Annotated in this window: 4 protein-coding genes, 2 tRNA genes and 5 rRNA genes (1 of these 11 only partly in view); 7 read left to right on the top strand and 4 right to left on the bottom strand. The window is 53.8% G+C overall.

The window, feature by feature from the left end:
- The 7 genes from CLU87_RS22640 to rrf (CLU87_RS22670) form a co-directional block, all read left to right on the top strand.
- A 23S ribosomal RNA gene (locus tag CLU87_RS22640) occupies positions 1–2,764 on the top strand; it begins 115 nt to the left of the window's first position.
- 141 nt (positions 2,765–2,905) lie between these two features.
- Positions 2,906–3,018, top strand: a 5S ribosomal RNA gene (gene rrf, locus CLU87_RS22645).
- Between the two features lie 340 nt (positions 3,019–3,358).
- Positions 3,359–4,891: ribosomal RNA gene (locus CLU87_RS22650) — 16S ribosomal RNA — on the top strand.
- A gap of 91 nt (positions 4,892–4,982) precedes the next feature.
- A tRNA-Ile gene (locus tag CLU87_RS22655) sits at positions 4,983–5,059 on the top strand.
- A gap of 33 nt (positions 5,060–5,092) precedes the next feature.
- A tRNA-Ala gene (locus CLU87_RS22660) sits at positions 5,093–5,168 on the top strand.
- A 378-nt stretch (positions 5,169–5,546) separates the two neighbouring features.
- A 23S ribosomal RNA gene (locus tag CLU87_RS22665) occupies positions 5,547–8,425 on the top strand.
- Positions 8,426–8,566: 141 nt separating this feature from the next.
- Positions 8,567–8,679, top strand: a 5S ribosomal RNA gene (rrf, locus tag CLU87_RS22670).
- The 16S, 23S and 5S rRNA genes sit together here with 2 tRNA genes alongside, the layout of an rRNA operon.
- 324 nt (positions 8,680–9,003) lie before the next feature.
- Here rrf (CLU87_RS22670) and CLU87_RS22675 read toward each other — a convergent pair.
- From CLU87_RS22675 to CLU87_RS22690, 4 genes are all read right to left on the bottom strand, one after another.
- Positions 9,004–9,771, bottom strand: a complete 768-nt coding sequence (locus tag CLU87_RS22675; RefSeq protein ID WP_099731899.1) for a class II glutamine amidotransferase — start codon at positions 9,769–9,771, stop codon at positions 9,004–9,006.
- A 91-nt stretch (positions 9,772–9,862) separates the two neighbouring features.
- Positions 9,863–11,320, bottom strand: coding sequence for a DHA2 family efflux MFS transporter permease subunit (locus CLU87_RS22680; RefSeq protein ID WP_099731900.1), 1,458 nt, complete (start codon positions 11,318–11,320; stop codon positions 9,863–9,865).
- Positions 11,321–11,379: 59 nt separating this feature from the next.
- A complete protein-coding gene (locus tag CLU87_RS22685) occupies positions 11,380–11,571 on the bottom strand; it encodes a 4-oxalocrotonate tautomerase (RefSeq protein ID WP_015016108.1) in 192 nt (63 codons plus the stop codon).
- 43 nt (positions 11,572–11,614) lie between these two features.
- Positions 11,615–11,866: a cysteine-rich CWC family protein gene (locus tag CLU87_RS22690; RefSeq protein WP_099731901.1), complete on the bottom strand. Its 252-nt coding sequence runs from the start codon at positions 11,864–11,866 to the stop codon at positions 11,615–11,617.
- Between the last annotated feature and the right edge of the window lie 28 nt (positions 11,867–11,894).

Here is an 11,894-nt window from a genome sequence, read left to right on the forward strand (position 1 = left end):
TGAATGGGGAAACCCACCTCGCAAGAGGTATCGCATACTGAATACATAGGTATGCGAGGCGAACCGGGTGAACTGAAACATCTCAGTAGCTCGAGGAAAAGACATCAACCGAGATTCCGAAAGTAGTGGCGAGCGAAATCGGAAGAGCCTTCTAGTGATAGCACGACTGTTAGCAAAACGGGATGGAAAGCCCGGCCATAGCAGGTGATAGCCCTGTATGCGAAAACAGACGTGTGGTACTAAGTTAGAGAAAAGTAGGGCGGGACACGAGAAATCCTGTCTGAATATGGGGGGACCATCCTCCAAGGCTAAATACTCGTAATCGACCGATAGTGAACCAGTACCGTGAGGGAAAGGCGAAAAGAACCCCGGGAGGGGAGTGAAATAGATCCTGAAACCGCATGCTTACAAAAAGTAGGAGCCCGCAAGGGTGACTGCGTACCTTTTGTATAATGGGTCAGCGACTTACATTCAGTGGCAAGGTTAACCGAATAGGGAAGCCGTAGAGAAATCGAGTCCGAATAGGGCGAATCAGTCGCTGGGTGTAGACCCGAAACCAAGTGATCTATCCATGGCCAGGATGAAGGTGCCGTAACAGGTACTGGAGGTCCGAACCCACTAGTGTTGCAAAACTAGGGGATGAGCTGTGGATAGGGGTGAAAGGCTAAACAAACTTGGAAATAGCTGGTTCTCTCCGAAAACTATTTAGGTAGTGCCTCAAGTATTACCTGCGGGGGTAGAGCACTGTTTAGGCTAGGGGGTCATGGCGACTTACCAAACCTATGCAAACTCCGAATACCGCAGAGTACAGCTTGGGAGACAGAGCACCGGGTGCTAACGTCCGGACTCAAGAGGGAAACAACCCAGACCGCCAGCTAAGGTCCCTAAAATTGGCTAAGTGGGAAACGAAGTGGGAAGGCTAAAACAGTCAGGATGTTGGCTTAGAAGCAGCCATCATTTAAAGAAAGCGTAATAGCTCACTGATCGAGTCGTCCTGCGCGGAAGATGTAACGGGGCTAAGCCAGTTACCGAAGCTGCGGATTTGCAATTTATTGCAAGTGGTAGGAGAGCGTTCTGTAGGCCTGTGAAGGTGTCTGGTAACGGATGCTGGAGGTATCAGAAGTGCGAATGCTGACATGAGTAGCGTTAAAGGGGGTGAAAAGCCCCCTCGCCGTAAGCGCAAGGTTTTCTACGCAACGTTCATCGGCGTAGAGTGAGTCGGCCCCTAAGGCGAGGCAGAGATGCGTAGCTGATGGGAAACAGGTCAATATTCCTGTACCGATCAATAGTGCGATGTGGGGACGGAGAAGGTTAGCTCAGCCAACTGTTGGATATGTTGGTTCAAGCCTGTAGTCGTGCTCGGTAGGCAAATCCGCCGGGTTTAGATGAGGGGTGATAACGAGTCTGCTTGCAGACGAAGTGAGTGATACCCTGCTTCCAGGAAAAGCCACTAAGCTTCAGCTATTGACGACCGTACCGCAAACCGACACTGGTGCGCGAGATGAGTATTCTAAGGCGCTTGAGAGAACTCAGGAGAAGGAACTCGGCAAATTGATACCGTAACTTCGGGAGAAGGTATGCCCCAAGTAGGTGAACTCGTACAGAGGGAGCCCAACGGGGTTGCAAAAAATCGGTGGCTGCGACTGTTTAATAAAAACACAGCACTCTGCAAACACGAAAGTGGACGTATAGGGTGTGACGCCTGCCCGGTGCTGGAAGATTAAATGATGGGGTGCAAGCTCTTGATTGAAGTCCCAGTAAACGGCGGCCGTAACTATAACGGTCCTAAGGTAGCGAAATTCCTTGTCGGGTAAGTTCCGACCTGCACGAATGGCGTAACGATGGCCACACTGTCTCCTCCTGAGACTCAGCGAAGTTGAAATGTTTGTGATGATGCAATCTCCCCGCGGAAAGACGGAAAGACCCCATGAACCTTTACTGTAGCTTTGTATTGGACTTTGAACAGATCTGTGTAGGATAGGTGGGAGGCTTTGAAGTGAGGACGCTAGTTCTCATGGAGCCAACGTTGAAATACCACCCTGGTGTGTTTGAGGTTCTAACCTAGGTCCATTATCTGGATCGGGGACAGTGCATGGTAGGCAGTTTGACTGGGGCGGTCTCCTCCCAAAGCGTAACGGAGGAGTTCGAAGGTACGCTAGTTACGGTCGGACATCGTGACGATAGTGCAATGGCATAAGCGTGCTTAACTGCGAGACTGACAAGTCGAGCAGATGCGAAAGCAGGACATAGTGATCCGGTGGTTCTGTATGGAAGGGCCATCGCTCAACGGATAAAAGGTACTCTGGGGATAACAGGCTGATACCGCCCAAGAGTTCATATCGACGGCGGTGTTTGGCACCTCGATGTCGGCTCATCTCATCCTGGGGCTGTAGCCGGTCCCAAGGGTATGGCTGTTCGCCATTTAAAGAGGTACGTGAGCTGGGTTTAAAACGTCGTGAGACAGTTTGGTCCCTATCTTCCGTGGGCGCTGCAGATTTGAGGAAGCCTGCTCCTAGTACGAGAGGACCGGAGTGGACACACCTCTGGTGTATCGGTTGTCACGCCAGTGGCATTGCCGAGTAGCTAAGTGTGGAAGAGATAACCGCTGAAAGCATCTAAGCGGGAAACTCGTTTCAAGATGAGATCTGCCGGGGCCTTGAGCCCCCTAAAGAGTCGTTCAAGACCAGGACGTTGATAGGTCAGGTGTGGAAGCGCAGTAATGCGTTAAGCTAACTGATACTAATTGCTCGTGCGGCTTGACCCTATAACTTTGATAGCCAACACGCTCACAGCGTGAAGCTCAAAGTCTGTTATGCCAAGTTAGACGCAGTCAAAACAAAAATCTGATTCCAGACTCTATGAATTTGCCAGGCAGTTCACAAAAACTGCCCAGCACCAAGTTATGCCTGATGACCATAGCAAGTTGGTCCCACTCCTTCCCATCCCGAACAGGACAGTGAAACGACTTTGCGCCGATGATAGTGCGGGTTCCCGTGTGAAAGTAGGTCATCGTCAGGCTCTTACAGCAAGGAACACCCAGTGTTGATACTGGGTGTTTTCTTTTGGATCATTAAACAGATGGTCCAAAAGAAAGCAAAAGTTTGACAGTTCTTCAAAAACTGTGCTAGAATTCAAGGCTTCGCTGATCGCAGCGAAGTTTGCAAAATAAAAAAGATTTTGGTCTGATTTGTTTTGTTGGGATCCTTAAAAATATACAGCCGATAAGCGTGGGCGTTTGATGGCGAGTGCCAAGTTCTTTGGAACTAGTGCTTAGCACTACAAACGCTCATGAGAGAGAAGTGAAGTTCACTTCAATTCTTAATTATGAGTTGCTCGAAAGAGCGAAAAAATCAAGATCGAACTGTAGAGTTTGATCCTGGCTCAGATTGAACGCTGGCGGCATGCCTTACACATGCAAGTCGAACGGTAACAGGTCTTCGGATGCTGACGAGTGGCGAACGGGTGAGTAATACATCGGAACGTGCCCGAGAGTGGGGGATAACGAAGCGAAAGCTTTGCTAATACCGCATACGATCTCAGGATGAAAGCAGGGGACCGCAAGGCCTTGCGCTCACGGAGCGGCCGATGGCAGATTAGGTAGTTGGTGGGATAAAAGCTTACCAAGCCGACGATCTGTAGCTGGTCTGAGAGGACGACCAGCCACACTGGGACTGAGACACGGCCCAGACTCCTACGGGAGGCAGCAGTGGGGAATTTTGGACAATGGGCGCAAGCCTGATCCAGCCATGCCGCGTGCAGGATGAAGGCCTTCGGGTTGTAAACTGCTTTTGTACGGAACGAAAAGACTCTGGTTAATACCTGGGGTCCATGACGGTACCGTAAGAATAAGCACCGGCTAACTACGTGCCAGCAGCCGCGGTAATACGTAGGGTGCGAGCGTTAATCGGAATTACTGGGCGTAAAGCGTGCGCAGGCGGTTATATAAGACAGATGTGAAATCCCCGGGCTCAACCTGGGAACTGCATTTGTGACTGTATAGCTAGAGTACGGCAGAGGGGGATGGAATTCCGCGTGTAGCAGTGAAATGCGTAGATATGCGGAGGAACACCGATGGCGAAGGCAATCCCCTGGGCCTGTACTGACGCTCATGCACGAAAGCGTGGGGAGCAAACAGGATTAGATACCCTGGTAGTCCACGCCCTAAACGATGTCAACTGGTTGTTGGGTCTTCACTGACTCAGTAACGAAGCTAACGCGTGAAGTTGACCGCCTGGGGAGTACGGCCGCAAGGTTGAAACTCAAAGGAATTGACGGGGACCCGCACAAGCGGTGGATGATGTGGTTTAATTCGATGCAACGCGAAAAACCTTACCCACCTTTGACATGTACGGAATCCTTTAGAGATAGAGGAGTGCTCGAAAGAGAACCGTAACACAGGTGCTGCATGGCTGTCGTCAGCTCGTGTCGTGAGATGTTGGGTTAAGTCCCGCAACGAGCGCAACCCTTGTCATTAGTTGCTACATTCAGTTGGGCACTCTAATGAGACTGCCGGTGACAAACCGGAGGAAGGTGGGGATGACGTCAAGTCCTCATGGCCCTTATAGGTGGGGCTACACACGTCATACAATGGCTGGTACAGAGGGTTGCCAACCCGCGAGGGGGAGCCAATCCCATAAAGCCAGTCGTAGTCCGGATCGCAGTCTGCAACTCGACTGCGTGAAGTCGGAATCGCTAGTAATCGCGGATCAGAATGTCGCGGTGAATACGTTCCCGGGTCTTGTACACACCGCCCGTCACACCATGGGAGCGGGTTCTGCCAGAAGTAGTTAGCCTAACCGCAAGGAGGGCGATTACCACGGCAGGGTTCGTGACTGGGGTGAAGTCGTAACAAGGTAGCCGTATCGGAAGGTGCGGCTGGATCACCTCCTTTCTGGAAAACTGCATTCAATATTGAACGCCCACACTTATCGGTTGTTGGAACAAGCCGCAGACCTGCGAAGGGATTCGCAAGAATGTGGAATGGGTCTGTAGCTCAGCTGGTTAGAGCACCGTCTTGATAAGGCGGGGGTCGTTGGTTCGAGCCCAACTAGACCCACCAAATTCCGATGGCTAGATACGGTAAGAGGACACTGGGGGATTAGCTCAGCTGGGAGAGCACCTGCTTTGCAAGCAGGGGGTCGTCGGTTCGATCCCGTCATCCTCCACCAACCACACTTCGGAAATTCAACACCAAAGCTGCTTTGAAAGAGGCTGCTTTGTTGTTGATCAATATCGATTGATCAAACGGCTGTTCTTTAAAAATTCATAGAGTCGAAATCAGAGTTGCCAGGGGAAACTGCACATTCGTAAAGGTTTAGTGCAGACCGTGCCCTTGGTGACAAATTTTTGATTGCGTCAAAACGAATGTTCAATGAGCAAACGTGATTGCGAAAGTGATTGCGAAGTAATTTGAACTCAGTAATGACGAATGTTTCTTGATAGTGATATCGAGGAATTATTCACATTACGGCATAACGCGTCAGGTGAAAGACCTGGCAAGTCCTTGAGATGACGGCGATATCTTGAAAGAGATGTCAAAGTTATAGGGTCAAGTGACTAAGAGCATGTGGTGGATGCCTTGGCGATTACAGGCGACGAAAGACGTGATAGCCTGCGATAAGCTTCGGGGAGCTGGCAAATAAGCTTTGATCCGGAGATTTCTGAATGGGGAAACCCACCTCGCAAGAGGTATCGCATACTGAATACATAGGTATGCGAGGCGAACCGGGTGAACTGAAACATCTCAGTAGCTCGAGGAAAAGACATCAACCGAGATTCCGAAAGTAGTGGCGAGCGAAATCGGAAGAGCCTTCTAGTGATAGCACGACTGTTAGCAAAACGGGATGGAAAGCCCGGCCATAGCAGGTGATAGCCCTGTATGCGAAAACAGACGTGTGGTACTAAGTTAGAGAAAAGTAGGGCGGGACACGAGAAATCCTGTCTGAATATGGGGGGACCATCCTCCAAGGCTAAATACTCGTAATCGACCGATAGTGAACCAGTACCGTGAGGGAAAGGCGAAAAGAACCCCGGGAGGGGAGTGAAATAGATCCTGAAACCGCATGCTTACAAAAAGTAGGAGCCCGCAAGGGTGACTGCGTACCTTTTGTATAATGGGTCAGCGACTTACATTCAGTGGCAAGGTTAACCGAATAGGGAAGCCGTAGAGAAATCGAGTCCGAATAGGGCGAATCAGTCGCTGGGTGTAGACCCGAAACCAAGTGATCTATCCATGGCCAGGATGAAGGTGCCGTAACAGGTACTGGAGGTCCGAACCCACTAGTGTTGCAAAACTAGGGGATGAGCTGTGGATAGGGGTGAAAGGCTAAACAAACTTGGAAATAGCTGGTTCTCTCCGAAAACTATTTAGGTAGTGCCTCAAGTATTACCTGCGGGGGTAGAGCACTGTTTAGGCTAGGGGGTCATGGCGACTTACCAAACCTATGCAAACTCCGAATACCGCAGAGTACAGCTTGGGAGACAGAGCACCGGGTGCTAACGTCCGGACTCAAGAGGGAAACAACCCAGACCGCCAGCTAAGGTCCCTAAAATTGGCTAAGTGGGAAACGAAGTGGGAAGGCTAAAACAGTCAGGATGTTGGCTTAGAAGCAGCCATCATTTAAAGAAAGCGTAATAGCTCACTGATCGAGTCGTCCTGCGCGGAAGATGTAACGGGGCTAAGCCAGTTACCGAAGCTGCGGATTTGCAATTTATTGCAAGTGGTAGGAGAGCGTTCTGTAGGCCTGTGAAGGTGTCTGGTAACGGATGCTGGAGGTATCAGAAGTGCGAATGCTGACATGAGTAGCGTTAAAGGGGGTGAAAAGCCCCCTCGCCGTAAGCGCAAGGTTTTCTACGCAACGTTCATCGGCGTAGAGTGAGTCGGCCCCTAAGGCGAGGCAGAGATGCGTAGCTGATGGGAAACAGGTCAATATTCCTGTACCGATCAATAGTGCGATGTGGGGACGGAGAAGGTTAGCTCAGCCAACTGTTGGATATGTTGGTTCAAGCCTGTAGTCGTGCTCGGTAGGCAAATCCGCCGGGTTTAGATGAGGGGTGATAACGAGTCTGCTTGCAGACGAAGTGAGTGATACCCTGCTTCCAGGAAAAGCCACTAAGCTTCAGCTATTGACGACCGTACCGCAAACCGACACTGGTGCGCGAGATGAGTATTCTAAGGCGCTTGAGAGAACTCAGGAGAAGGAACTCGGCAAATTGATACCGTAACTTCGGGAGAAGGTATGCCCCAAGTAGGTGAACTCGTACAGAGGGAGCCCAACGGGGTTGCAAAAAATCGGTGGCTGCGACTGTTTAATAAAAACACAGCACTCTGCAAACACGAAAGTGGACGTATAGGGTGTGACGCCTGCCCGGTGCTGGAAGATTAAATGATGGGGTGCAAGCTCTTGATTGAAGTCCCAGTAAACGGCGGCCGTAACTATAACGGTCCTAAGGTAGCGAAATTCCTTGTCGGGTAAGTTCCGACCTGCACGAATGGCGTAACGATGGCCACACTGTCTCCTCCTGAGACTCAGCGAAGTTGAAATGTTTGTGATGATGCAATCTCCCCGCGGAAAGACGGAAAGACCCCATGAACCTTTACTGTAGCTTTGTATTGGACTTTGAACAGATCTGTGTAGGATAGGTGGGAGGCTTTGAAGTGAGGACGCTAGTTCTCATGGAGCCAACGTTGAAATACCACCCTGGTGTGTTTGAGGTTCTAACCTAGGTCCATTATCTGGATCGGGGACAGTGCATGGTAGGCAGTTTGACTGGGGCGGTCTCCTCCCAAAGCGTAACGGAGGAGTTCGAAGGTACGCTAGTTACGGTCGGACATCGTGACGATAGTGCAATGGCATAAGCGTGCTTAACTGCGAGACTGACAAGTCGAGCAGATGCGAAAGCAGGACATAGTGATCCGGTGGTTCTGTATGGAAGGGCCATCGCTCAACGGATAAAAGGTACTCTGGGGATAACAGGCTGATACCGCCCAAGAGTTCATATCGACGGCGGTGTTTGGCACCTCGATGTCGGCTCATCTCATCCTGGGGCTGTAGCCGGTCCCAAGGGTATGGCTGTTCGCCATTTAAAGAGGTACGTGAGCTGGGTTTAAAACGTCGTGAGACAGTTTGGTCCCTATCTTCCGTGGGCGCTGCAGATTTGAGGAAGCCTGCTCCTAGTACGAGAGGACCGGAGTGGACACACCTCTGGTGTATCGGTTGTCACGCCAGTGGCATTGCCGAGTAGCTAAGTGTGGAAGAGATAACCGCTGAAAGCATCTAAGCGGGAAACTCGTTTCAAGATGAGATCTGCCGGGGCCTTGAGCCCCCTAAAGAGTCGTTCAAGACCAGGACGTTGATAGGTCAGGTGTGGAAGCGCAGTAATGCGTTAAGCTAACTGATACTAATTGCTCGTGCGGCTTGACCCTATAACTTTGATAGCCAACACGCTCACAGCGTGAAGCTCAAAGTCTGTTATGCCAAGTTAGACGCAGTCAAAACAAAAATCTGATTCCAGACTCTATGAATTTGCCAGGCAGTTCACAAAAACTGCCCAGCACCAAGTTATGCCTGATGACCATAGCAAGTTGGTCCCACTCCTTCCCATCCCGAACAGGACAGTGAAACGACTTTGCGCCGATGATAGTGCGGGTTCCCGTGTGAAAGTAGGTCATCGTCAGGCTCTTACAGCCCAGAAAACCCCAGTCAGATATGACTGGGGTTTTTTGCTTTTAGACGGCATCGAAATGCGCCAGGGGCTGTAGGCTGGTTAACGCTTGTGGTACCGCAGTTCGCTGGGTTTGCATCGGACTTACCGGACCGCCAAGCGCAGGAAGCCCCTCATCTACGCAGTCCGCACAGCTCCAGATCTAACTGTCGGAATGGACCCACTCGCTTCAATCGATACGGCATGCGCTGATCGATAGAACCTCGCGAGAACCAAAGTGCATCCATTCCGAGCGTCCCCATATTCACAGCCTCTCTCACCGGCGATATATCGTATGCGTCAGATAGGCAGCCGTCGGCCTTGTTCGAACACCAGCAGTTCACCTTTGCCGAACGCCGCCCACGTTTCGTTGGTCGTGAGGGGGCTGGTCACGATCACTGCCACCTGATCGTTCACGCCAGTCTCCTTCGAAAAATCCAGCTGGAGGTCTTCGTCGCTCAGCTGCGCAGCGCCGAAGGGATGGCGGCGCTCTATGTAGTGCAGATGGGTAGAGGCGTGTGCCCACAACGCCTGTCCATTGGAAAGAAGGAAATTGAATGTGCCGTGAGGAGCTATGCGGGCAGCGAGTTCCTTGAGCGTTAGCGTCAGCTCTGGAACAGAAGGCACGCTGGCGTGCGATTTGGCCAACTCTTGCATGATCCAGCAAAACGCATGCTCGCTGTCGGTATCGCCCACGGGGCGGAAATGCGAATGCAGGCGAGGGCGGAAGTCTTTCAAATCTCCGTTGTGGGCAAAGACCCAGTAGCGGCCCCACAGCTCACGCACGAACGGATGGCAGTTCTGCAGGCTCACCATGCCTTGGGTGGCCTTGCGGATATGGGCGATGACGTTCCGGCTCTTGATGGGGTAACGGCGAATGAGTTCGGCCACTGGTGAATCCACAGCCGCCAGATGGTCCACGAAGTGCCGAAGCCCCTTGTCCTCAAAAAACGCGATGCCCCAGCCGTCGGTATGGTGGTCGGTCTTCCCGCCGCGTTGCGCAAAGCCCGTAAAGCTGAAGGTCACATCGGTGGGCACATTGCAATTCATGCCGAGGAGTTGGCACATGGCGAAGGTTCCGTTTCTTTGATTTCTTGAAAGGCTTAGGTGCTCAATGCGCGCATCCGCCTTCAAGCATCAGGACAAGGTATGCCTGCTGTCAATCTGGCCGCGCCTCGCGCAGCTGCCAGGCGGCCACCAGCGCCAGCCCGCACAGAAAAGTCAGCATCAAAAAGGTTTCACCGAATGCTGCGATGCGCGCCGGGTTGCTTGCTCCGGCCGTCAACGAGGCACCATGTGCGCCGAGTCGCCATTCGAGCACGATGCCGCACAGGCTGACCCCGGCTGCGCCGCCCAGCATGCGCAAGAAGCCAATGGCGCTGGAGCCCTGAGAAATGAGCGACTTGTCCAGCGGACGCATGGAGCCCAGATTCAGCGAGGGCAGAATGAAGCCGAGTCCGATGCGCCCCAGGATCGCAAAAGCGACCAGCATCCACAGCGACGAGCCAAGGCCCACAAACACCATCAGCCCGAACGACAGGGCCAGCAAACCGAGGCCAGTGCTGACCAATAAATGGGTGGGCTGCCGGTCCGCCAATCGGCCCACCATGGCGATGGTGGCGGCCAGAACGAACCCTGCCGGCAGCATGAGGGTGCCCACGTGCGATGCCGACAGCTCCAGCCCCAGTTGCATGAACACCGGCAACAGATAGGTAGAGCCGAACAAGGCGGTGCCGTAGATGAATGCCACCACACTGCCCATGGCGAACTGCCGGTATTGGAAGAGGCGCAGGTCCATGAGCGGCTTGCGCCCGGTGCGCAGCAGCCTGCGCTGCCAGGCAATGAAACAGGCGACGGCCACCACAGCACCCATCAGCAAGCCCACCGCCTCGACGTGAGAGCCGCCATGCAGCGACACCAGGCCGTTCAGCAGGCACAGCGTTCCCACCGTGCCCAGCAGAAGGCCTCGCCAGTCCAGTGCCTGGCCTTGCCGATTGGCCTCAACCCCTCCAGGGGCGGTGACCGGTACAAACTTGTACGCCAGCCAGATGGAGGCCAGGCAGAGTGGCACCACCATGAAAAAAATGGAGCGCCAGCCAAACCAATCCACCAGCAAACCGCCCATGCTCGGACCGATGGCCGGCGCCAGCACAACACCCATGCCAAAGATGCCGCTGGCGCGCCCCTGCTCGTGGGGCTGGAAGGCATACAGGATGATGACGGCCGGGATGGGTTGCACGACACCGGCCGCCAGCCCCTCGGCGACGCGTGCTGCCAGCACCAGGCCAAAGTCGCGCGCCAGGCCGCCCCCCACGCCGCCAACGAGCAGCAGCAACATCGCGCCCACATAAGTCGCGCGGTAGCCGTACCGCGACAACAGCCAGGGGGTGGTGAGCATGGACACGGTGGTGGCCACCATGAACCCGGAGGTGACCCACTGGGCGCGTTCCTGGCCCAGTGCAAAGTAGTGGCTCATGTCCGGTATCGCCACGTTGACGATGGTGGAGGACATGATGGAGGCCATGGTGCCGACCATCACGGACAGCAACAACAGCCACCGGTAGCGCTCGCCATAACGCTCGCGCAATACGGCCAGAGACCCCGAAGCGGTGCTCATGAAGCGATCCAGCAGAGAGGCGATGCCACGGGGTCAGTGACGGAGGGAGGCTGCACCACTCAGGATGTGCGCTCCAGCCAGAGCTTGCCGCCCGTGGCCCAGTTTTCGCGCTTCACGTCCGTAATCAGGATGTCCACCGACTCGGGCGAGCCGCCCAGGATCTCGACGGATACGCGGGTGATCTCTTCCACCAGCTTCTTCTTTTGCTCGACCGTGCGGCCTTCCATCATTTCGATGTGGTACGTAGGCATGTCTTGTTCCTTTGCGCGCTGTGAAGACAGCGAAAAGCCCAAATCATATCGGCGAAGGCGGGTGGCCTGCGGCGGAAGGTTGCTGTGCGCCTGGCGCCGGCGCGCCGCAAGCCGCGCAGATACAGACCTTGCCGCGTGCCTCCTGCGGCAAAGCGGCAAAGGCCGCAGGGTCGATGGTCTGCGTCATGCACCAGCAGCTTTCTGCTGGGAGACCCGCCGCGATAGCGCACTGATTGGGCTGCCCGCACAGCGGGCAGGCAGACGGAACGGGGCGGGTAGGTGGTGCTGCAGGCATAGGAGTGAACGCGTGGGCGTCGGTGCCA

It is taken from the genome of Acidovorax sp. 59, assembly GCF_002754175.1.
GTDB lineage: Bacteria > Pseudomonadota > Gammaproteobacteria > Burkholderiales > Burkholderiaceae_C > Acidovorax > Acidovorax delafieldii.